This window comes from Actinomadura sp. ATCC 39365, assembly GCF_054392275.1.
In genome coordinates, this window is record NZ_CP184335.1 from 10,614,843 (window position 1) to 10,636,711 (window position 21,869).

Annotated in this window: 19 protein-coding genes; 10 read left to right on the top strand and 9 right to left on the bottom strand. The window is 73.2% G+C overall.

All coding sequences use genetic code 11. From position 1 onward, the window contains the following. Window positions 1–159 precede the first annotated feature (159 nt). Together ACNF49_RS50685 and ACNF49_RS50690 are read left to right on the top strand one after the other, a co-directional pair. Entirely contained in the window at window positions 160–1,560 is a 1,401-nt protein-coding gene (locus tag ACNF49_RS50685; RefSeq protein WP_482942141.1) for a phenylacetate--CoA ligase family protein, read from the top strand. Next, window positions 1,560–2,534 carry a hypothetical protein gene (locus ACNF49_RS50690; protein WP_482942142.1) on the top strand — a complete coding sequence of 325 codons (975 nt, stop codon included), beginning with the start codon at window positions 1,560–1,562 and terminating at the stop codon, window positions 2,532–2,534. The genes ACNF49_RS50685 and ACNF49_RS50690 overlap by 1 nt, the downstream gene beginning before the upstream one ends. 18 nt (window positions 2,535–2,552) lie before the next feature. Here the strand turns inward: ACNF49_RS50690 and ACNF49_RS50695 are convergent, their stop codons facing one another. Next, window positions 2,553–5,576: an AfsR/SARP family transcriptional regulator gene (locus tag ACNF49_RS50695; protein WP_482942143.1), complete on the bottom strand. Its 3,024-nt coding sequence runs from the start codon at window positions 5,574–5,576 to the stop codon at window positions 2,553–2,555. Further along, a complete protein-coding gene (locus tag ACNF49_RS50700; protein WP_482942144.1) occupies window positions 5,516–9,031 on the bottom strand; it encodes a protein kinase domain-containing protein in 3,516 nt (1,171 codons plus the stop codon). The genes ACNF49_RS50695 and ACNF49_RS50700 overlap by 61 nt, the downstream gene beginning before the upstream one ends. A gap of 99 nt (window positions 9,032–9,130) precedes the next feature. Between ACNF49_RS50700 and ACNF49_RS50705 the strand changes: the two genes are divergently transcribed. Together ACNF49_RS50705 and ACNF49_RS50710 are read left to right on the top strand one after the other, a co-directional pair. Then, window positions 9,131–9,670, top strand: coding sequence for a hypothetical protein (locus ACNF49_RS50705; RefSeq protein ID WP_357970698.1), 540 nt, complete (start codon window positions 9,131–9,133; stop codon window positions 9,668–9,670). A gap of 37 nt (window positions 9,671–9,707) precedes the next feature. Then, complete coding sequence (locus ACNF49_RS50710; RefSeq protein WP_482942145.1) at window positions 9,708–10,148, top strand: PPC domain-containing DNA-binding protein; 441 nt, start codon at window positions 9,708–9,710, stop codon at window positions 10,146–10,148. A 45-nt stretch (window positions 10,149–10,193) separates the two neighbouring features. On the opposite strand, the gene ACNF49_RS50715 is transcribed toward ACNF49_RS50710, so the two are convergent. Then, window positions 10,194–10,328, bottom strand: a complete 135-nt coding sequence (locus tag ACNF49_RS50715; protein WP_357970694.1) for a hypothetical protein — start codon at window positions 10,326–10,328, stop codon at window positions 10,194–10,196. A gap of 183 nt (window positions 10,329–10,511) precedes the next feature. Between ACNF49_RS50715 and ACNF49_RS50720 the strand changes: the two genes are divergently transcribed. Beyond that, window positions 10,512–11,120: a Dps family protein gene (locus ACNF49_RS50720; RefSeq protein ID WP_482942146.1), complete on the top strand. Its 609-nt coding sequence runs from the start codon at window positions 10,512–10,514 to the stop codon at window positions 11,118–11,120. 363 nt (window positions 11,121–11,483) lie between these two features. Further along, window positions 11,484–11,771 (top strand): DUF3040 domain-containing protein, encoded by a 288-nt coding sequence (locus tag ACNF49_RS50725; RefSeq protein WP_357970689.1) that lies wholly within the window; start codon window positions 11,484–11,486, stop codon window positions 11,769–11,771. A 15-nt stretch (window positions 11,772–11,786) separates the two neighbouring features. Here ACNF49_RS50725 and ACNF49_RS50730 read toward each other — a convergent pair whose 3' ends face one another. From ACNF49_RS50730 to ACNF49_RS50740, 3 genes are all read right to left on the bottom strand, one after another. After that, window positions 11,787–12,875: a LacI family DNA-binding transcriptional regulator gene (locus tag ACNF49_RS50730; RefSeq protein WP_357970686.1), complete on the bottom strand. Its 1,089-nt coding sequence runs from the start codon at window positions 12,873–12,875 to the stop codon at window positions 11,787–11,789. Window positions 12,876–12,917: 42 nt separating this feature from the next. Next, window positions 12,918–13,790 carry a PfkB family carbohydrate kinase gene (locus tag ACNF49_RS50735; protein ID WP_482942147.1) on the bottom strand — a complete coding sequence of 291 codons (873 nt, stop codon included), beginning with the start codon at window positions 13,788–13,790 and terminating at the stop codon, window positions 12,918–12,920. Between the two features lie 88 nt (window positions 13,791–13,878). Continuing rightward, on the bottom strand, window positions 13,879–14,880 hold the full coding sequence (locus ACNF49_RS50740; protein WP_482942148.1) for an SIS domain-containing protein: 1,002 nt from the start codon (window positions 14,878–14,880) through the stop codon (window positions 13,879–13,881). 285 nt (window positions 14,881–15,165) lie between these two features. Between ACNF49_RS50740 and ACNF49_RS50745 the strand changes: the two genes are divergently transcribed. The 4 genes from ACNF49_RS50745 to ACNF49_RS50760 are packed head-to-tail and all read left to right on the top strand — an operon-like array spanning window position 15,166 to window position 19,082. Continuing rightward, a complete protein-coding gene (locus tag ACNF49_RS50745; RefSeq protein ID WP_357970641.1) occupies window positions 15,166–16,488 on the top strand; it encodes an ABC transporter substrate-binding protein in 1,323 nt (440 codons plus the stop codon). Window positions 16,489–16,516: 28 nt separating this feature from the next. Further along, the gene (locus ACNF49_RS50750) at window positions 16,517–17,404 is read left to right on the top strand and encodes a carbohydrate ABC transporter permease (RefSeq protein ID WP_357970638.1); all 888 of its coding nucleotides are present in this window, start codon (window positions 16,517–16,519) and stop codon (window positions 17,402–17,404) included. After that, complete coding sequence (locus tag ACNF49_RS50755; protein WP_352349562.1) at window positions 17,398–18,234, top strand: carbohydrate ABC transporter permease; 837 nt, start codon at window positions 17,398–17,400, stop codon at window positions 18,232–18,234. The genes ACNF49_RS50750 and ACNF49_RS50755 overlap by 7 nt, the downstream gene beginning before the upstream one ends. A 5-nt stretch (window positions 18,235–18,239) precedes the next feature. After that, window positions 18,240–19,082, top strand: a complete 843-nt coding sequence (locus ACNF49_RS50760; protein WP_357970635.1) for a TIM barrel protein — start codon at window positions 18,240–18,242, stop codon at window positions 19,080–19,082. Here ACNF49_RS50760 and ACNF49_RS50765 read toward each other — a convergent pair. From ACNF49_RS50765 to ACNF49_RS50775, 3 genes are all read right to left on the bottom strand, one after another. Further along, the gene (locus ACNF49_RS50765) at window positions 19,077–20,198 is read right to left on the bottom strand and encodes a hypothetical protein (RefSeq protein WP_482942149.1); all 1,122 of its coding nucleotides are present in this window, start codon (window positions 20,196–20,198) and stop codon (window positions 19,077–19,079) included. The genes ACNF49_RS50760 and ACNF49_RS50765 overlap by 6 nt on opposite strands. Further along, the gene (locus ACNF49_RS50770) at window positions 20,195–20,704 is read right to left on the bottom strand and encodes a SigE family RNA polymerase sigma factor (protein WP_357970630.1); all 510 of its coding nucleotides are present in this window, start codon (window positions 20,702–20,704) and stop codon (window positions 20,195–20,197) included. The genes ACNF49_RS50765 and ACNF49_RS50770 overlap by 4 nt, the downstream gene beginning before the upstream one ends. Window positions 20,705–20,784: 80 nt before the next feature. After that, on the bottom strand, window positions 20,785–21,819 hold the full coding sequence (locus tag ACNF49_RS50775) for a DUF418 domain-containing protein (RefSeq protein WP_482942150.1): 1,035 nt from the start codon (window positions 21,817–21,819) through the stop codon (window positions 20,785–20,787). Between the last annotated feature and the right edge of the window lie 50 nt (window positions 21,820–21,869).

Consider the following 21,869-nt stretch of genomic DNA (forward strand, 5'->3'; position numbering starts at 1 on the left):
GGGAGATCCTCATGGTCAAGACCGCTCGCCGTTACGCCAAGTACGCCGTCAGCGCCCTGTCCACCGCCATCTTCGTGCTGAACGGCTGATCACCCTCGCGTGAACCCCCGGGGGACCGGGTCTCCCGGGGGCCACCCCCCACGAGTGGAAGGACGACGCGTGTTCGGCACCGCGGTACGCCAGCTCGGTTATGCCTGGTCGATGATGTCGGGCCGCAGGTTCCGCCTGCGGGACGTGAACGCGCTGGCCGACGACATGCGCGTGACCCTGGAGACGTTCGGGTCCCCGGGCGAGGGCGCCGACGACATGCTCGCGGGCAGCGACCCCGAGCTCCAGGAGGACCTGACCCGGCGGCGGCTGCGGCGCACGGTCCGCCACGCGGCCGCCGAGAGCCCCTACTACCGGCGCTGGTTCGGGACGAACGGCGTGGACCCCGGCTCGATCACGCCCGCGACGCTGTCCACGATCCCGCCCACCTCCAAGGCCGACCTGCGCGGCATGCCCGCCGCCTTCGTCTCCGACCGCGCCCGCCCGGTCGTGCTCGCGCACACGACGGGGACGACCGGGACGCCGACCATGGTGTGGTTCTCGGCGTACGAGATCGAGCTGATGTCCTCGATGTCGGCGCTGGCGCTCATGCTCGCCGGCAACCTGCGCTCCGCCGACCTGTGGGCCAACGCGATCAGCTCGCGGTCCATCGCCCAGATCCTCACCGAGCGGGCCGTCACGCGGACCGGGGCCGGGTTCGTGCACCTGGGCGCCGTCGATCCGGCCGTCGCGCTCGACCGGCTGGCCACCCCGATGCACGTGCCCGGCAAACACCCGCAGATCACCCAGCTCAACGTGACCGCCTCCTACCTGGCGGCGCTGGTCCAGGAGGCCGAGCGGGGCGGCTGGCAGGCCGGCGACTTCGGCCTGAGCACGATCTGGTCCGGCGGCGAGGTGCTGACCGACGCGCTGCGCGTGCGCGCGGAGCACACGTTCGGCGCGCAGGTCCGCGACGGCTACTCCATGACCGAGATCGCCCCCGTGGGCGGCCGGGTCTGCGCCGACGGCCACCTGCACCTGCCGGCCGACCAGGGGCTGGTCGAGATCCTCGACCCCGTCACCCTGCGGCCCGCCGAACCGGGGGCCGTCGGCACGATCGTGGTCACCCCGTACTCCACCTACCGCGACACCACCCTGCTGCTCCGGTACGTCACCGGCGACCTGGTCAGGGTCCTGCGCGAGGACGAGCGGCCGTCGTGCGCGCTGGCCGCGCTGCCCGCGACCTCGCGCGTGCTCGGGCGGGTGTCCCCCGGCGGGCTCACCACGCGCGACGTCCTGGACGTGCTGCAGGCCGAGCACTCGCTGCCGCTGCCCACGCGCTGGTCGCTGGAGGGCTCCCTGCTGTACGTCGTGGCCGGCAAGTGCGACGCGGGCCTGCTCGGCCGCCTGGAGGAGCGGGCGCACGGGCTGCCCCTGGACGGCATCGTCCTGGTCGAGACCGCCGAGGACCTGCCCACCGCGTGCCGGCTCCGCGCCGACCTGCTGGAGCTCAGCTTCGAGCGAGGACTGTGATGACCCCGTACGTGCCGGCGCTGTACGCGCTCGTCGCCCTGACCGTTGCGCTGACCGCCGGCTACCTGGGCCGCTACGTCATGGCCAGGCCGCCGGTCGGCCGGATGGTGGGGTCCGACATCGCGGTCATGGTCGCCGCGCTGGTGGTGATGCCGTTCGCGTACCTGCACCTGCCGACCGGCGTGGTGGTGTCGGTCTTCGGGCTGGTGGTGCTGACGCTGGGCCAGCTCACGCTCGCGCCCGTCCTGGGCGGCCGGTGGGCGACGGCGGCGGTGCTGCTGCTGTGCGCCGCCGACGTGGCCGCCTACCTCGCCGGATGGCCGGCCGGGGTGCTGGTGGTCAACGACGTGCTGCTGATGCTGCTCGTCGTCGGCGCGGTGAACCTGTGGGTGCAGGCGGCGGTCACGCCCGGCCAGGTGGCCGCGCTGGCGGTGGCGCTCACCGTCTACGACACGCTGGCCACCGGGTTGTCCTCGCTGACCCTCGACTTCGTGCAGCGCATGCAGGGGCTGCCGTTCGCCCCCGTGCTGGCCACCTCCTACGGCGAGAACCCCTCGCTGATCGGCCTCGGGGACTGCCTGATGTTGTCGATCTGGCCGGCGGTGGCGGTCAGGGCGTACGGGAAGGCGGCGGCGTGGTGGGCGGCGGGGCTGGAGGCGGTGCTGCTGGCGGTCTCCATCGCCGTCGTGCTGGGCGGCGGGCGGCCGATCCCGCTGCTGACCGCGCTCGGCCCGCTGATCTTCGTCCAGTGGCTGTACTGGCGGCGGTGGCGGGCCCGGCGCACGCCCGCGCCGGTCCGGCCCGCGGTGAACCGGGCGCTCGACGTCCCCTCCGGCGCGCCGGAGGGGGTGTGGGCCGCGCTGGACGACGGCGGCGCGCTCGTCGGCGAGGGGGCCACCCCGGGTCAGGCCCGCCGCGCGGCCCGGCTGGCAGGTGCGACCGGGGCCCCGGTCGTGCGGTGGCTTCAGGACTGAGCCGGCGGCGGCACCCCGTCACGGCTCGTCGCGGGGCTGTCCCTCCAGGCAGGCGGCGACCTGGCGGCCCTCCGGGTTGTCGCCGAACAGGGTCAGGGCGTGCCGCCACGCCGCGGCCGCCTCCTCGTGCCGTCCGAGGCGGGCGTGGGCCCGGCCCATCTCCGTGAGCGTGCGGGCCCGCCACACCTGCGGGCCGTCGCGGCCGAGCCGGTCCAGCGCGGCGGCCAGGTGCCGCAGCGCCTCGCGCGGGTCGCCCTGGCGCAGCCGGACGACGCCGAGTGCGTGCCCGCTCAGCGCCTCGCCCAGGACGTCGCCGCACTCCACGAACAGCCGCAGGCTCGCCGCCAGCGTCTCGGCCGCCTCCTCGAACCGGCCGAGCGCGCCCAGCGCCTCGCCGAGCCTGCGCAGCACCTTGCTCATCTCGACCCGGTCGCCGACGGCCTGGGCGGCCAGCAGGCTCTCGCGATAGCACGCGACCGCCTCGGCCGTCTCGCCCGCCTGGTAGCAGGCGGTGCCGAGGGCGCGCAGCAGGTTGCCGCGGGTACCGTGGTCGTCCTCGCCGGCCTCCGCCAGCCGGGCTCGGGCGATCCTGATGGCCTGGTCGTGCTCGCCGCGTTCGATGTGGATCCAGATCGGCCACGTCCAGGCGTAGGCCAGGCCGGCCGCGTCGTCGTGGGCGGCCAGCAGCTCGATCGCCGCGTACGCGTCGGCCAGCGCCTCGTCCAGCCGGCCCGAACCGTGGCGGTCGGCGGCCCGGCTGATCAGCGCGTACGCGGCCCCGTGCGAGTCGCCGATCCGTTCGAAGGCGGCCAGCAGCTCCCCGCACGCCGCGTCGGCGGCCGGGTAGCGGCCCCGCTCGATGTCCATGTTGACCAGCAGCAGCCTGGACCGCAGGGCGGTGCGCTCGTCGCCGGCCGCGGTGGCCGCCGCGATCACCGCGTGCTGGACGCGTTCGGCGTCGGCCAGGAAACGTTCCATCGTCAGGTAGCCGGTCAGGTGGTGGGCCAGCTCCGCGGCGGTGGCGACCTGGCCCAGCTCGGCGGCGGTGGTGACGGCGAGCACCAGCGTGCGCCGCTCGGCCGACAACCACACCGTGCCGGCGGGCGTGCCGGGGCCGGGCTCGCCGCGCTCGTAGGGCGGGGACAGCGGGATGGGCAGCCCGCGGGTGGCGGCCCTGGTCCTGCGGAGGCTTTCCAGCGCGAGCCGGGTCAGCGCGGCGTGCCGCTGCCCGGCGGGCTCCTCCGCCTCGGCGCGCTCCCTGGCGTAGACGCGCAGCAGGTCGTGCAGCCGGTAGCGGGGCTGGCCGGCGACGTCGATCTCGGTGGAGGTGAGCATGCCGCGCGCGACCAGCGTCTCCAGGACGGCGTCGGCCTCCCGCGCGGGCAGGCCGAGCAGGGCGGCGGTGGTCCACTCGGCGACGCTGTCCAGCCCGGCCAGCCCGAGCAGGCGGAAGGCGTGCCTGGCCCACTCCGGCAGCGCCGCGTAGCCGGGCTCGAACGTCGCCCGCACGTCGAGGCCGCCGACGACCAGCTCGTCCAGGTCGTGGCCGGCCAGGCGGGTGGCCAGCTCGCGTACCGGCCAGACCGGGCGGATGGCCAGGCGGGCTCCCGCGACCCTGAGCGCCAGCGGCAGCCGGCCGCAGGAACGCAGGATCTCCTCGGCGGCGTCCGGCGCGGCGCCGATCCGGTCGCGGCCGGCCACGCGTTCGAGCAGCAGCCGGGCGTCCCGCTCGCCGGGAAGGTCGAGCGGGAGCCGGACCGCGCCCTCCAGCGCGGGCAGCGGCGAGCGGGACGTCACCAGGACCGCGCCGCGCGGCGTGCCCGGCAGCAGGTGGCGGAGCTGCGCCTCGTCCACGGCGTCGTCGAGCACGACCAGCACCGCCTGGTCGGCCAGCCGCTGGCGGAGCAGCCCGGCGCGTTCCTCGGCCGAGGCGGGGATCATGGCGCCGTCCAGGCCGAGGGAGCGCAGCAGCACGTCGAGCAGTTCGCCGGGGTCGCGCGGGCCGCGGGCGTCCTGGCCGAGCCGGACGAAGAGCTGCCCGCCCGGGTAGTCGGCGCGCAGCAGGTGGGCGAGGTGCACCGCCAGCGTGGTCTTCCCGATGCCGGGCAGCCCCGAAAGGATCGCGATCGGCGGGCTGAGCCGGTCCGGCCGCGCCCGTAACAGCGGCAGCAGCTCGGCGATCTCCGGCTCCCGGCCGACGAAGTCGGCGGTGTCGGCGGGAAGCTGGCACAACGGCTGGACCGGGACGGCCGCCGCGGGCCACTGGTCGGCCGCCGGGAAGCGCGGGCCGTCCGCTCCCGGCCACCGGTCGAGGTCGGGGTCGCCGGCGAGCAGCGCGGCGTGCAGGCGGCGCAGCTCGGGGCCCGGCTCCAGGCCCAGCTCGGCGACCAGCAGCTCGCGGGCCTCGCGGAAGGCCTCCAGCGCCTCGTCCCGCCGCCCGCCGCGGTGCAGGGCGATCACGAGCTGCTCCCACAGCCGCTCGCGCAGCGGGTGGGCGGCGATGAGCGCGCGCAGCTCGGCGACGAGGTCGTCCTGCCGGAGGGCGAGCCGGGCGTCGATCCACTCCGACCGGGCCACCGCGAGGCGTTCCTCCAGTTCGAGGAGTCGGGGGGCCATCGCGCCGGTGAGCGGCACGTCCTCGGCGGGCGCGCCGCGCCACAGGGCGACGGCCCCGGCGTAGGCGCGCTCGGCCGCGGCCAGGTCGCCCGCCGCCCGCTCCCGCCGGGCCAGCCGCAGGGTGTCCTCGAACACCAGCAGGTCCAGGCTGTCCGGCGGGACCTCGCAGGCGTAGCCCGAACCCTCGGTGCGCACCAGCAGGCCGCTGCCCTCCAGGGAACGCCGGAGCTGGTGGACGTAGGTCTGGATGTTGGCCAGGGCCGAGCGCGGCGGGTCGTCCCAGACGGCCGAGATCAGGCGTTCCCTGGAGACGGTCGCGTTCGGGTGGAGCAGGAGGACGCCGAGCACGGCCCGCTGCTTGCGGCTCAGGTGCACCCGCCCGCCGGGGCCGTTGACCCGGATCGTGCCGAGGATCGCGAAGTCCACCGTGCCTCCCTCGTGGCCGAACCGAAAGATCGGCTTTCCGGACGGCAGTACATCTCCGGCGACGGCGTTTTGACAATCCCGGGTGAGGGACCCTGACCCGGGCCCGCGCGGCAGCCGCAGACGGGCCGGTAGGGCAGCGCGGGCACGTACGTCCGCCACTCGCGCTCGGTCAGCGCCCGCCCGGCGCGCGCGCAGACCGTCCTCGCCACCAGTTGGGCGGCGGCCGGGACGCGCCCGACGGTCCCGCCGGCGTCCACCGTCAGGACGTGCGAGCCGTCGGGGGCGAACGCGATCGACAGCAGCTCGCCCTCGTCACGTTCGAGGCCGCCGCCCGGGTCGGCGGACAGGCCGAGGTCGCCGCCCGTCCCCGGGTCGATCAGGCGGACGCGGCCCTGCCCCGCGTTGACCGCGACGAGATCCTCGACCGGCGAGTACGCCGGCGTGCCGATGAAGGAGAAGCCCTCGGTCCCCTCGGTCAGCCGCCGGCCGCCCGCGTCCCACGTGCTCAGCCGGCCGCGGGAGTCGAACACGACCACACCGTCCCCCGCGTGGGTGAAACGCACCCAGGAGCCCAGGACGTCCTTGCCGAAGACGCTGAACGGCGAGCCCACGATCCGGCCGTCGGCCGCCCGCAGCACCCGCACGTCCAGGCCGGTCACCGCCAGCCGGCCGCCGTCGGGCGCGAACGCCAGGTCCACGACCTGGCTCAGGGGTGTGCTCCACAGGCGACGGCGCGCCCGCCAGTCCCACAGCTCGACCGCGTCCTCGCCGGTTCCCGGGCCGTCGAGCACGACGGCGAGCCGGCCGCCGTCGGGGCTGAAGCGGACGAGCTCGGGCTGCGTCCGTCCGGCGCCCGCGGTGAACCCGCCCGCGGGCTGCCTGGTCGCGGTGTCCAGGACGCTGACGTCGTGGCCGGACAGCAGCGCGAGGCTGCGCCCGTCGCGGCTGAAGGCGAGCGTCCGCGCGGCGGGCAGGCGGCCGGGCGTCCCGCCACCGACCTTTCGGAGTGCGCCGTCCACGACGAGGTGCAGGCCGTCCTCGCCGAGGTCGGCCCGCTCGTACGGCGGGCCCTCGACCGGCTCGGTCAGCAGATCGGCGACGTCCACGGCGAACACCTGGTCGCCGACGAGGTAGCGGAAGGTCGTGCCGTCGAAGGCGGCGGCCGGTCGGGTGCCGGCGTCCATGTCCCCGCGCACCGGGACGGCGCTCAGCAGGTGGCTGTCGGGCAGTCGCCAGAACTGGACGGTGGCGTCGGTGACGGTGGCCAGCAACCGGCCCGTGTGGTCGAAGACGGGATCGCCCTTGTTCCAGACGCCTTCGTTGCCCTCGCCGACCTCCTCGGTCCAGCCCTCCTTCGTCTGCCTCAGGGTCAGGGTCCCCTCGCCGGACGTGGCCAGCCACCGGCCGTCGGGGCTCGGCGTGCCGTGCCGGGCGGCGGGGTCGGTGACGTCCCACTGCTCGCTGTCGCCCGGCTTGACGATCACCTTGCGGCCCTCGTGCCGGCGGATGACGTCCTGCCAGCCCTCGACCAGGTCCCTGCTCCGGTGGACCGGCCAGGTGCCGACCGGGCGGCCGGTGCCGGCGTCCCAGGCGCGGGCGCGGCGCGTGGTGGCGGCGACCAGCGTCCGGCCCGAGGGGGACAGCCCGATGTCGGACACCCGCTCGCGGCCGAGGCCCAGGCCGGAGATCAGCGCGACGCGCCTGCCGGTACGCACGTCCCACAGCCGCGCCTGGTCCTGGCCGACGCTGAGCAGCGTGCGCCCGTCGGCGCCCAGCGCCCGCAGGGTGCTGCGGGCGCCGGCCGGGTCGCGGAACATGCCGCTCTCGCGCTGTGCGAGCGCGGCGGTCAGCGCCGCCCTGGCCTGCGGCGTGGGCCGCAACCGCCAGGCGGCCACGGCGAGCAGCCCGGCGAGCACCGGATCGCTGCGCCTGGTCGCCTCGGCGCGCGCGGCCAGGCGTGTGGACTCCGACGTCGTCAGGCGGTCCTGCAGCTCGTCGGCGCGGGCGGCGGCGAGCCTGCTCTGCTGGACCGCCAGGCCGCCCGCGGCCAGCGCGACGACCAGCAGCCCCGCCAGGCTCAGCGTCAGCAGCCGGGCACGGCGGACCCGGCGTTTGGCCAGCCGCGCCGAGGACTCCAGGAAGTCGCGCTCGGCCTGGGACAACCTGATGTCGCGGCGGGCGGTCGCCGCCCAGCTCAGGGCCTCGTCCAGCATCGTGCCGTGGAACAGGCCGCCGTCCCTGCGGCCGCCCTCGTCCCAGCGCCGGACGGCGGCCAGGATCGGGCCGTGGACGGCCAGCCCCTCCCTGTTGGCCTCGATCCAGCGGCGCAGCCGCGGCCAGGCGTGCGGCAGGGCCGGGCGGGCGAGCCAGACCTCGCGGCCGTCGCGGCCCAGCAGGTACGCGAACACCTCCAGGATCCTGGTGACCGCCGGCGCCTCGGCCGCCGGACGGCCGGCCACCAGCTCGTCCAGGGCGGCCTTCCGGGTGGCCAGCTCGCCCATGCCGTCCACGGTGAACAGGCGCAGGAACACCTCGGGCGCCAGCTCCCGCTCGGCGGGGGCCAGCAGCGCGTAGGAGTCCTCGGCCAGCGTGCCGAGCGCCGGGTCGGCGGCGGTCCCGGCGACGTGGGCGGCCTGTCGCCCGCGTTCGAGCAGCCGTGCGGTGTCGAGCCCGCCGTCCCCGCTGACCAGCGCGAGCAGCAGCTGGCGGGCCTCGGGACGCCGGCCGGGCTCCTTGCTCAGCGCCGCCGACACCAGCGGGCGCAGCGAGTCCGGCAGCGCGGCCAGGTCGGGCGTGGCCGACAACACCCGGTGCATCACCCCGCCCAGGCTCTCGGCCTCGAACGGATCGGCGCCCGTGGCCGCGTACAGGACGACGCAGCCCCAGGCGAACACGTCCGCGGGCGCGCCGGCCCGCTGGCCGCCGAACACCTCGGGCGCCATGTACGTCGGCGTGCCGGTCACCAGGCCGGTCGCGGTCAGCGACATCTCGGCGGTCCGCGCGATGCCGAAGTCGATGACCCGCGGGCCGTCCGGACCGAGCAGCACGTTGTCCGGTTTGAGGTCGCGGTGCACCACGCCGGCCTCGTGGATGGCGGTGAGCGCCGTCGCCACCGCCGTGGCCAGGCGGTGCAGGTCGCCGCCGAGGAAGCGGCGCCCGTCGGTGACCGCCCGGCGCAGGCTCGGCCCGGCGACGTACTCGCTGACGATGTGCGGGCGCGGGCCGTCCAGCTCGGCGGCGAGCACGCGGGCGGTGCAGAACGAGGCGACCCGCCGCGCCGCCTCGGCCTCCCTGGCCAGCCGTCCGGCCTCGTCGCCGTGCAGCACCTTGATCGCCACCCGGGCGCCGTCCTCGGCGTAGGCCTCGTAGACGACGCCCTGACCGCCGGCGCCCAGCCGTCCGGCGAGCCAGTAGCCGCCCAGGCGTTGCGGATCGTCGGGGGTCAACGCGTTCACGGCTGGTTGGATGCGGTGATCGCCGGCAAAGTTGCGGTCATCTTTTCCCGTTCATCGGCGCTTGACATTCCATCGGCGTCAGGACCTAGGATCGCCGCCGTGCTCATGACCTTGACGCTCAGCGCGGCGCTCGTCCTGACCGGAACGCCCGCGCAGGCCACCAAACCCGTGTCGTTCCGGGGGTTCACCATCCAGATACCGGTCTCCTGGAAGGTGAAGAAGGACCCGGTCGGCGGGCTCGACGTGGTCACCGGGGCCTGCTCCAAGCGGGCGATGGAGTGCCCCGGCTTCTCCCTCGGCGGGCCGCGGGCCATCTCCTACGCCTCCGAGGGCGGCACGTACCGGCCGGGCGAGCCGTACCACCCCAGCACCGGGGTCGTGGAGTGCGTCCCGGACCGGCGCTACTTCGAGGGCGTCCCGCCCGTCCGTCCGTCCCGCGCCGCGACCGTGCAGGTGGGGGCGGGGCACCGGGCCCGGTTCACCGAGTGGCGGCTGGGCTGCCAGACGAAGACCAGCAAGCCGGCCCCGGTGTCCTTCACCCAGCGCATCTGGTACCTGCGCAAGGAGAAGGTGCTGGTCGTCGACCAGTGGAAGACCCCCGGGCTGGGGAACATCCTGGCCAAGGCCGTCTGGAAGTGACCGGGTTGCCCGCGCGCCCTGCGGGCAGGAGATCGTCATGCGCAGCAAGCGGCTCTCCACCGTCGAGGAGCAGACGTACGCGGTGGTCCTCGACCCCGGTGACGAGGTGGTCGAGAGCCTGACGGAGTGGGCGACCGCCAACGGCGTCCGCGCCGCCCGGCTGACCGGCATCGGCGGGTTCCGGCAGGTCACGCTGGGTTTCTTCGACCCGGAGGCGCTCCGCTACGACCCGATCCCGGTCGACCGCCAGACCGAGGTGCTCTCGCTGATCGGCGACTTCGCCATGCCCGACGACGACGTACGGCCCCACCTGCACGCCCATGTGGTCGTGGGCCTGCCCGACGGCACGACCCGTGGCGGCCACCTGCTGGCCGGCCAGGTGTGGCCGACGCTGGAAGTGATCGTCACGCAGTCCCCGCGCTACCTTCGGCGCCGCCACGACCCCGCCACCGGCCTGGCCCTCATCGACCTGGGCTGACCTTCCGACCCGCGCCGGCCCCGTCCTGTCGGCGAGCGCGGGCGGTCACTCGAAGTCGTCCGGGTTCAGTTCCTTCATGTGCTCGAAGCGCTCGCGCTCCTCGTCGTAGTCTTCCTCGTCGCTGGGGCCTTCGAGGTCGGCCGCGGGCGTCTCTTCGTCCTCGGGCTCTTTGCGTCGCATGGTCATCCCCCTCCCGGCGGACCGGGCACGGGGCTCCCCGCGCCCATCGCTCCGGCTACCCCTCTGACCTGCGGGCAAACGGTCGCGGGCGCCGGATGTTGACCGGCTCTTGTGCGGGCTCGTGGGGGCGCTTGGCGCGCCGGAGGGGAGGTTTCCGGGCGATTGTTCCGACTATCTGAGGAGATGTACGTGCCCACCAAGCGTTCCGCCAAGCCGACCCGCTCGAAGCCCGACAGCCAGCCGTGGCTGCACGTGAACGGCGTGGAGATCCAGGAGTACGGCACCGTGCGGATGTTCCCGCTCGGCCTCTCCCGCGACGCGCGCGAGTACTCCTGCCAGCGCCTCAACCAGATCCTGGCCGACACCCAGATCCTCTACAGCCTGTACAAGAAGCACCACTGGCTGATGCGCGGCCCGACGTTCTACCAGCTCCACCTACTGCTGGACAAACACGCCTCGGAGCAGATCGCGCTGGTGGACGAGATGGCCGAGCGCGTGCAGACCCTCGGCGGCGTCGCGGTGGGCGACCCGCGGCACGTGGCCGAGATCACCGTGATCCCGCGCCCGCCGAACGGCTGCGAGGAGGTGCCCGCCATGCTCTCGCGCCTGATCGAGGCGCACGAGACCATCCTCGTGGCCGCCCACGACGCGGCCAACCGGGCGCAGGAGATGGGCGACGACGGCACCAACGACCTGCTGGTCTCCGACGTCATCAGGACGAACGAGCTGCAGACCTGGTTCCTGATCGAGCACCTGGTGGACACCCCGCTGGTGGAGAAGCCGGACCGCTGACCACCGGCACGGCCGAGGTCCGGTAAGCCGGAAATCGACGCCAGGTGAAGGAAATGTCTGGATTTAGGCCGACATCGCACACCGGGCGTAACGGTTCATACCGGGCGCGGTAAGACACCGCATCGAGCCTGCGCCGCCGGGTACGGAGAAATCGCGGGCCTGTGGGGCCGCCGGCGACCCGCCAGAGCGCGCCGCCACGAAGGCGCGCCTCACCAGCGGGACGCCCTTTGACCAGGGCCGACCCCGACCGGGCCGCCCTGACGGGGGCTACTTCTGACCGGGAGCGACGGAGAACGACATGACCGAACCGCTGACCTCACCGCCCGCCCCCGCCCACGGCGTCGCGGGACGGGAGCGGCGGCCATGAGCCTGTCGGACCGCGAACGCCGCATCCTGGCCGAGATCGAGCAGGATCTGCGCTGGCAGGACCGTGACTTCGCCTGCCGCATCGACGCGCTCAACGCCAAACCGGCCCGGCGCCGCCGCTGCCCGGTGACGCGCCGGGAGATGGCCTTCATCCTGGTCATCGTGGTCGCGATGACGCTGCTGTCGGCGGTCGTGTTCGTGGCGGCGGGCCGTCCGCGCACCCCTCCCGCGCCGCGCCCCACCCGCGAGGTGGTGACCACCTCGCCCCAGGTCACCCATCCCTGACCGCCGGCCGCCCGCTCAGGACGGCGGCGGGGCGACCGAGGCGCGGGTGACCAGGCGCGAGCGCAGCGTGTGCACGTCGTGCCGCGGCTCGGCCCCGTCGAGCACGTCGAGCAGCACCTCCGCCGCCTTCGCGCCGAGCTGGTGGACCGGCTGCTCGATCATCGTCAGCGGCGGGTCCATGACGGCCGCCCAGGCGCTGTCGTCGAAGCCGATGAGCGAGATGTCGGCCGGGTAGGACAGCCCGGCGGCGCGTACGGCCCGCAGCGCCCCGGTCACGGCGTCGGTCTCGGTGCAGAACAGGGCGGTGGTGCGGTCGGGCAGCGCCAGCATGCGGGCCACCTCCTGGGTGGCCCACTCCTCGGTCTTCGGGCCGGTCATGACCAGCTCGGGATCGAAGGGGATGCGGGCGTCGTCGAGCGCGTCGAGGTAGCCGCGCAGGCGCTCGCCGTCGGTCCACACGTTGCGGGCCTTCTCCAGCAGCGCCCGCCTGGTCACCGGCGGATCGATCGAGGACGGCCCCCACACGAACCCGATGCGCCGGTGGCCGGCCGCGATCATCACCTCGACCGCCTCGCGGGCCGCGCCGCGGTTGTCGATGACGACCGTGTCGAGGTCGAGCGGCGCGACCGCGCGGTCGACCAGCACGATCGGGATGCCCCGGCCCATGGCCGCCCTGATGTGCTTGACCTCGTCGCGCCCCACGGCCGCCGAGGCGATGATGACGCCGTCGACCCGCTTGTCGATGAGCACGTCGGTGGCCGCCACCTCCTCGTCGAGCCGCTCGTACGTGCTCAGCACGATCGTGTCGAACCCGCGGGCGCGCGAGGCGTCGGAGATGCCGCGCATGACGCCCGCGAAGAACGGGTTGCCGATGTCGGCCAGGATCACGCCGAGCGTGTGGCTGACCCCGGTGGACATGCTGCGGGCCAGGGCGTTGGTGCGGTAGCCGAGCTTCTCGGCCGCCGCCAGCACCCGTTCGCGCAGCTCCGGGCTGACATAGCCGTAGCCGCCGAGGGTGCGGGCCGCGGTGGCGCGGCCGACGCCGGCCTCGGCGGCCACCTCCGAGATCGTCGGCCGCCCCGACTGGCTCCGGTCGGCTGCCATCGAACGGGTTCCTCGTTTCTGGGGGTCGCGGGCACGCCCATGCTAGCCGCGCGGGGCGGGCCTGCCGAAGCCGAAGGCGCCTTCGACGAAGCACTGGTCGTAGGCGGTCTCCGCGCCGGCCAGCAGCGCCCGCAGGACCGGCCCGGGGCCGGGCGCGGCGCCCTTGCGCCAGCCGTCGCGCAGCAGGGAGACCGCGAACCCGGCCAGGAACGCGTCCCCGCAGCCCATGGTGTCGACGATCTTGCCCGGGTCCTCGACCAGCCGGGCGGGGGCGGCGACCAGGTCGTGGCCGTCGTAGGCCATCGCGCCGTCCACGCCCCTGGTGCCGAGGGCCAGGCGGGCGCCGCTCGCCACGGCGCGGGCCAGCAGGTCGCGGGTGCCCGCCTCGTCCAGGTGGGAGCAGGACAGGAGCACCAGGTCGGCGTGCGGGCAGACGCGGTCCAGGTAGGCGGGGGCGCGGTAGTCGTCCTCGCTGGACAGGTCGAAGCTGACCAGGGGACGCAGGCCCGCGAGCCCGGGCAGCGCGTCCTCGCTGCCGGAGTAGACGCTGGAGTGCACCAGGTCGAACGAGCCGGCGTAGGCGAGCAGGTCGCCGGTCAGCGCCAGCGGCTCCCGCACGGTGACGCCGCCGCCGTTCCAGCCCAGGAAGACCCGGTCGCCGTCGTCCACGCGCAGCCGGGACACGCCGCTCTCGCCGGGACGCACCACGCAGCGGTCGACCGCGACGCCCTGCGCGGCGACGGCCTCGCGCAGGAAGCCGCCGAGGTCGTCGTCGCCGAAGACCCCGAGGTAGGCGGCCTCGACGCCGAGGCGGCCCGCGTAGACGGCGACGTTCACGCTGTTGCCGCCCGGATAGTCGATGCCCCGATCGACGAACCGGTCGACGATGTTGTCGCCGAAGCCGAGGACTCTCATGTTTCTCCTGTGCCGGGGTGTTCGGGATGGGCGGGCCGCTCCCGCTCCCGCCCCGGCGGGCGGGAGCGGGAGCGGAGGTGGCGGCGGCCTAGTAGTCCATGACCCGGTAGTAGCGGCGCAGGTCGAGCGAGTGGTCGCGGACGCGTTCCAGGTGCTTGCTGACCCGGCCCAGCACCGTGTCGAGCACGAGCGGCGCGAGCAGGCCGCGGAACTCGGGGCTGATGCCGTCGAGCGGGTAGTCGCGGGTGTCGAAGACGGTGACGTCCTTGGAGATGCGCCGGGCGAAGGCTTCGGCGCGGTCGGTGAGCGGGCGCGTCTCGTCCTCACCCTGGAAGATCAGCACGCTCGTGTCCTCCTCCAGCAGCTCTAGCGAGCCGTGGAAGAACTCGGCGCTGTGCACCCTGGTGGTGCGCAGCCACTGCATCTCCTCAAGGATGCACATCGAGTACAGGTAGGTGAATCCCCACAGGTTCCCGCCGCCGATGAGGAAGTGGTAGTCGGTGTCCTTGTGGGCCTCGGCGAACGCGGCGGCCACCGGCTCGGCCTGCCGGGCCACCTCCAGCAGCACGCCGGGCAGCCCGGCCAGCTCGTCGGCCAGCTTCTCGTAGCCCTCGAACTCGCCGCGGCGGGACAGCAGGCGGCCCATGAACAGCAACATCTGCTGGTCGAACGGCCACGCCTTCGGCTCCGAGACCAGCACGGCGTCCACGGCCTTGGCGATCGGCGAGTCGGGGTAGCCGGTGAAACCGACCGTGTACGCGCCCCTGTCCTTGACGTACTCGATCGCGCGCAGGCTGTCCTCGGTGGTGCCGGAGACCGAGGTGAAGATCGCGACCGTGCGCTCGCCGAGCCGGGCGTCGCCCGAGACGACCAGCTCGGCCGCGATCGCGGCGCGCACGTCGAGCGTCGAGCTGCGCCTGGCCAGGTGCTCGTAGGGCCACATCTGGGCGTACGTGCCGCCGGCGCCGACGAGCAGGAGGGTGTCGAACCCCTGGTCCACGAGCCGATCGACGAGCTCCTCGATCTGGGGGCGCAGGGCCACGGTGCTGGCCAGCTGCGACAGGAATTCCGGCTCGTTGAATCCGAGCATCTTCGCGTCCTTTCGGGAAAGCTTGCGGGCCGGCGCCGCCCAGCGGCCTGATACCGGTATCACGCGGAGGTCACGCTGACACAGGATCCGGCCACGCGTCAACACCCCGCCTGCGAGAACCTGGTACGGCCTGCTGTTTAACCGCCGAACAAGCCCGCCGGAAGCCGCCCGGAAAGAAAATCTTGCTTTGTGGTCTGGTACCGGTATCAGTTCATCTGTACAGTCAGCCAACACCCCCACCGCGGACCGGCAGGTCCCCCTCTCCCTCCGAGAGAAAGGAAGCCCATGCGCCCTCGCGCAATGACGTCGTTCGCGGCGCTCCTCGGGACGCTCGCCCTGGCCGGCTGTTCCGGCGGCGGCGACGGAGCGGCCAAGGCCCCCGCCGCCGACCTGTCCGCCACGCCCGACTTCTCCGGCACGCTGAGCATCCTCACCAAGTTCGCCGGCGACCCGCTGCAGCCGTACTTCGAGGACCTGGCCGCGGCGTACCAGAAGCAGCACCCGGGCGTGAAGGTCGAGCTCATCCAGGAGACTGACCAGAGCATCAAGGACAAGACCAAGACGCTGACCGCCTCCGACGCGCTGCCCGACGTCTTCTTCACCTGGAGCGGCAACTGGGCGGAGAACTTCGTCCGCGGCGGCCGGGCCGCCGACCTGAGCAAGGTGATCGGCCCGGACACCGAGTGGGGCAGGACGTTCAGCCCCGGCTCGCTGTCGGCCTTCGCCTACGACGGCAAGTACTACGGCATCCCGCTGTACGGCAACGGCAAGTTCATGGGCTACAACAAGACCGCCTTCGACAAGGCCGGCGTCAAGGTGCCCGGCACGTTCGAGGAGCTGGTCGGGAGCTGCGCGGCGCTGCGCAAGGCGGGCTACGAGCCGATCGCCTTCGGCAACAAGGACGGCTGGCCCGCCCTGCACTACCTCCAGCAGCTCTTCGCCTACGACGTGCCGGCCGACGTCCTGCAGGCCGACTTCAGCCCGAAGACGGCCAAGCTCGACCACCCGGGCTACGTGACCGCGCTCAACCGGTTCAAGACCCTGGTCGACACCTGCACCGACACCGGCAAGGGCACCAACGGCGTGCTCTACAGCTCGGCGCAGCAGGCCTTCCACGACGGCAAGGCGGCCATGTACTACCAGGAGGTCCTGGAGTTCGACAACGCCACCGACAAGAACGGCCTCAAGCCGGACGACTTCGGCATCTTCCAGCTCCCGGTCCCCCAGAACGCGGCCGGCGACCCCAAGACCATCGAGGGCGCGCCCGAGGGCTACCTGATCAACGCCAGGTCGCCGCGGGCCGCGCTGGCCGTCGACTTCATGAAGTTCGTGACCTCCACGCAGAACGCCAAGACCCTGTCGGCGCCCCCGTACGGGCAGCCCAGCACGGTCGTCGGCGCGGTCAGCCCCGAGACCTCCAGCAAGGCCGTCTACGAGGGCATGGAGCAGGTCAACAAGGCGCCGCGGCTGGCCGCGTGGCTCGACACCGTCACCGTGCCCGAGGTCGCCGACGCCTGGCTGGCCGGCGGCGAGGCGCTGATCAGCGGCGGCTCGGCCCCCGACAAGGTGCTGGCGAGCGTCCGCGAGGCGTCGGAGTCGGCGAAGTAGGCCGGGCGGCCGGAGGGAGAGCATGCCGGTGCGTGCCATACGTCAACGGGCACTCGGCCTGGCGTGGGTGGCTCCCGCGCTCGCGCTGGTCGTGGTGTTCGTCTACCTGCCGCTGGTGCAGAACTTCCAGTTCAGCACCCTCAAATGGGACATCTACAGCGGCACCCAGGAGTACGTCGGGCTCGACAACTACCGCAAGCTGATCGACGACCCGGTCTTCTGGTCCTCGCTGGGCAACAACGTCCTGTACGCGGTGGTCTCGATCGTCTTCCAGGTGTTCGGCGCGCTGCTGCTGGCCGCGCTGATCGAGGGCGTGCGCAGTGAGCGGTGGCAGCGCGGCCTGCGGGCGGTGTACTTCATCCCGTCGGCGATCTCGATGACCGTCGCCGGCCTGCTCTTCTACTTCATCTACGAGCCCAACCTGGGCCCGCTCAACCACCTGCTCAGGGCGATCGGCCTGGACGGCCTGGCCCAGGCGTGGCTGGGCCAGGAGAGCACCGCCATGTCGGCGATCATCGCGATGAGCCAGTGGCAGGGCTTCGGCTACTCGACGCTGCTGTTCGCGGTCGCGATCCAGCGCATCCCGCGCGAGATCTACGGCGCCGCCGCCATCGACGGCACCGGCCCGGTCCGGCGGTTCTTCCACGTGACCGTGCCGCTCGTGCGTGAGATGACCGGGCTGATGATGATGGTCACCGTCTCGGGCGCCTTCCAGGTGTTCAACGAGGTCATGGTGATGACCAGCGGCGGCCCCGACAACTCCAGCCAGGTCCTGGGCACCTGGCTCTACCGCAGCGGCTTCGTGCGCAACAACTTCGGCTACGCCGCCGCCATCGCGACGGTGATCTTCGTCATCACGCTCGGCATCGCCGTGGGACAGATGTGGGTCACCCGTAAGAGAAGGGTGGAATGGTGAGTCGCCGCGGCTTTCTCGGCGTGATCGCGCGCGTGTTCCTCTGGGCGTTCCTGCTCTGCCTCGCGGTGGTCGTGCTCTATCCCCTGCTGTGGATGGTGCTCAACGGGTTCAAGTCCAACAGCGAGCTGTTCGGCAACCCGTTCGCGCTGCCGTCGAGCTGGAGCTTCGAGAGCTACCAGAAGGCGTGGAACCGGGGGGTGAGCGACTACCTGACGACGAGCGTGCTGGTCACGCTCACCTCCACGGTCGCCACCGTGTTCGTCAGCGCGTGGGCGGCCTACGGGCTGACCCGGGTGAACATCCCGTTCAACCGGTTCGTCACGATGGGCATCCTGGGCGGGCTCATGCTCGCGCCGACCGTGGCGCTCGTGCCGCTGGTCAAGATGTTCCAGGCCATGGGGTTGTACAACAGCTTCTGGGCGCTGCTGATCCTCTACACCGCGTTCCGGATCCCGTTCACGACGTTCCTCATCCGGGCGTACATGATCGACCTGCCACGCGAGGTGGACGAGGCCGCCGAGATGGACGGGTGCGGCCGCTGGACCGCGTTCTGGCGGATCATCCTGCCGATGTGCAAGCCGATCCTCACCTCGACCGTGCTGCTGCACATCCTGTTCGCCTGGAACGAGTACCTGTTCGCGATGGTCTTCACCAGCGGCGCCGGGGTGCAGACGCTGCCGGTCGGCCTGACCAGCCTGATGAGCAAGCACGGCACGGACTTCCCCGTCGTCTTCGCCGGAATGGTGATCGCGGCGCTGCCCGTGGTGCTGCTGTTCTTCCTCGGCCAGCGCTACATCGTCAAGGGCCTCGCCGACGGGGTCGGGAAGTGAGCCAGATGTCCTTGTCACTGCGCCAGATCACCGGTTCGAACTTCGCCTACCAGCACCTGCCCCTCGACCGTTTCCTCGACGACGCCGCCGCGCTCGGGCGCGAGCACCTGGAGTTGTGGGGCGTCGCGCCGCAGCTGCACGTGCCGTGGCTGAGCGACGCCGAGGCGCGGGCGATCCGCCGGCGCGCCGCCCGGCGGGGGCTCACCGTCCGCTGCCTGACGCCCGAGCAGGTGGCCTACCCCGTCAACCTGGCCTCGCCGGACAGCCGGCTGCGGGCCGGGAGCGTGGCGATGTTCCGGCGGGCCGCCGAACTGGCCGCCGAGCTGGGGGCCGAGCTGCTGCTGCTGACCCCGGGCCGGGGCTTCGAGGACGAGCCGGTCGCCGGCGCCTGGCGGCGCTCGGCCGACGCGATCGGCGAGATCTGCGCGTACGCCGGGACGCTCGGCGTGTCGTGCGTGCTGGAGGCGTTGCAGCGGGTGGAGTCCAACCTGGTCAACGACGCGCCCACGCTGGCCCGCATGATCGACGAGGTGGGCGCCCCGAACCTGGGCGCGGTGCTGGACACCGTGGCCATGGCGGCGGCCGGGGAGAGCGTGGACGACTACTTCGACGCCCTCGGCGACCGGGTCAGGCACGTGCACCTGATCGACGGCTCCCCCACCGGGCACCTGGCCTGGGGGGACGGCGAGCTGCCGCTCGCGGACTACCTGGCGGCGCTGGACCGCAGGGGCTATCGGGGAGCGATGACGTTCGAGCTGTTCGGGGCCGGGGACTACGCCTTCGACCCGCGTCCCGTGGTGGAGCGCTGCCTGGCCTCCGTACGGGCAGCGCTCCCGGGAGCCTCATAGCCCGCCGGCGGCTCCGGGCATGGCCAGCTCTCCCTTGAAGCGGCCGGGATACCTGGTCACCAGCCTGGTCCTGCCGGTGCGGACGTCCACCGCGTAGGCCCGGGTCTCCTTCCCGGCCACGACGGCGAGCGTGACCTCCGACGGGCTCTGCCAGATCGTGGCGTCGTCGATGCCCGCCCCCTTCGGCAGGCCCTTCACGGTGACCTTCCGCAGGGCGCGGCCTGTCTTGGTGTCGAGCACGGTGAGCCTGCGGGTGATGTACTCCGGCTGGGCCCTCTTGCCGGGCGGGAACTCGAAGGCGACCACCGTGCGGCCGTCCGGGGCGAGCTCGCTGAACATGATGAAGACGCCGTCGAAGCGCACCGGCCTGCCGCCGCCGGTGACCGGCATGAACAGCAGGTCGGTCTTGCGGTAGCGGACCAGCTCGGCGACGCCGTCCTTGATGGCGACCGGCTCGTACACGCCGGGGACGGACACCGTCCTGCCGGTCCGCACGTCGATCAGCAGGCCGGGGTTCTTGCTGCCCTCGCGCGGGTCGAACGCCAGATGGCGGCCGTCGTCGGAGACCACCAGCATGGAGCCCATGCCGAGGCGTCCCTCCTCGACCTTCGCGGCGGAGACCGTCTCCGCGCCGGTCACCATGTCCCGGACGACGTGCGCCCCCGCGTCCTTGTCGTAGTAGGCGAACATGCGCCCGTCGCGGCTGACGGCGACCGGCACGCGGTCGTTCCGGGCGGTCGTCCCGAGCGCCTGGGGCACCCGGTACGTTCTGCCGTCGCCGGTGACCACCCGCCATTCGCCGTCCAGGCAGCCGGGCTGCGCGCTCTTGCCCTTGGGAGGCAGGCAGCTCTGCCTGTAGGCGTGGCTGAGCGTCCCCACCTTCCCCGCGGGCAGCACGGGCACGGCTGCGGCCTGCGGGGCGGCGGACTGCGCCCGCCGGGGCCCGGCCACCAGCACGGTCGCCGTCCCCCCGGCCAGCACCGCGATCGTCGCGGCGGCCGCCAGCGTCGCCGAGGCCCGGCGTCTGCGCCGGTACCCCGCCACCGCCAGGTCGGCCAGGTTCACCGGGGGTGCCTCCTCGGCGATGCCGTTCAGTGCGTCACGCAGTCTGGTCATCGGGCCGCCTCCTGAGCGGTTCGCGAGTCCACGAGGTCGGGGGCCAGCGCGCGCAGGCGCGCCAGCGCGTGATGGGTCTGGCTCTTCACCGTGCCGACCGCGCAGCCGAGCGCGTCGGCGGTCTGGGCCTCGGTGAGGTCCTCCCAGAAGCGCAGGACGATCACCGCGCGCTGCTTGCGCGTCAGCCTGTCCAGCGCCTGGCGCAGCACGATCCGGTCGAGCGCGTCATCGTCGTAGGTGACCGCACGCTCGGGCGGGTCGGCGCTGGGCAGCTCGGGGTTCGGCCGGCGCCGCCACGAGATGTACTGGTTGACCAGCGCCTTACGCGTGTACGCCTCCGGATTGCCGTCCCGCGCCAGCTTGTGCCAGTGCTTGACGACCTTGACCAGCACGCTCTGGAGCAGATCCTCGGCCAGGTGAGGGTCGCCCACGAGCAGGTAGGCGGTCCGCATCAACGCCTGTTGCCGGGCGATGACGAACTCGCGGAAGCCGTCATGAGCGTCCAATATGTGATCTCCCTTCGCCCGTTCCCAACGCGGCCGGCCGGGCGGAGGGTTGCAGGTTCGTCCCAGAATTCCCTACGGCCTCACCGGGCCCGCTGGGCCGGACGGCGGCCCCAGGTGGCCCAGCGCCACAACCATTCCAGCGGGCCGAAGCGGTACCGGCGCAGCCAGAGGGTGGACCACACCCACTGCAGAGCCAGGATGACGGCGGCGATCCCCACGATCGTGCTCAGCGTCCAGCTCTCCGGCGGGCCGCCGGCCACCTTGCCGAGGAGCAGGACCAGGGCGGTGGCGCTCAGGTAGTTGGTCAGCGCCATGCGGCCGAGCGGGGCGAAGACGGCCCGCAACACCGGGCGCAGCGGGGTCCTGAGCAGGACGAGCAGGACGCACACGTACAGACCGGCCATGAGCAGCCCGGACGTGGCCATCGGCAGGGGGACGGCCGTGGTTCCCGCCTGCCACGCGAGTGCCGGGACGGTGGCCACGGCGAAGCCCAGCGCCAGCAGCGCCGGGACGCGGGTGGAGCTCTCGATCCGGTCGATCACGCCGTACCTGGTGAGGGCCGAGCCCAGCAGGAACAGGCCGGGCACCAGCATCGTGCCGCCCCCGAAGGCGACCAGCGCCGCGACGACGAGCACGGGGGCGAGCCCGGCCACGGCCCAGCGCGGCAACCATGTCGAGGGCAGCAGCACCACCAGGCCGACGACCGCGTAGACGGTCAGGATGTCGCCGCGCCACAGCAGGAACATGTGGGCCAGGCCCATGCAGGCCAGCAGGAGGAGCCTGCGCAGCAGCAACGCCCGCGGGTGGGGCACGCGGGCGGCGGCGGAGTCGAGCAGCAGCGAGAAGCCGACGCCGAACAGCAGCGAGAAGATCGGGAAGAAGCGCTGCTCGACGAGCAGGCCGAGCCAGCGGGCGGTGTCGTCGAGCGTCGCCGGCTGCGCGGTGACCGGGTCGGTGCCGACGTGCGAGATCGGCTGGACGTTGGCGAGCAGGATCCCGCACAGGGCGAAGCCGCGCACGACGTCGAGCGCGATGATGCGCGACCGCCCGGGGGCGGCGGGCGGGGTCTTGTCCTGGGGCAGGGCGCGGGCGGGCCGCGGGTCGTCATAGGGCATGAAGCCTCATCCTGCGGCGGGCGGCGGGGCGCGGGGAGGGTCGAAAGCAG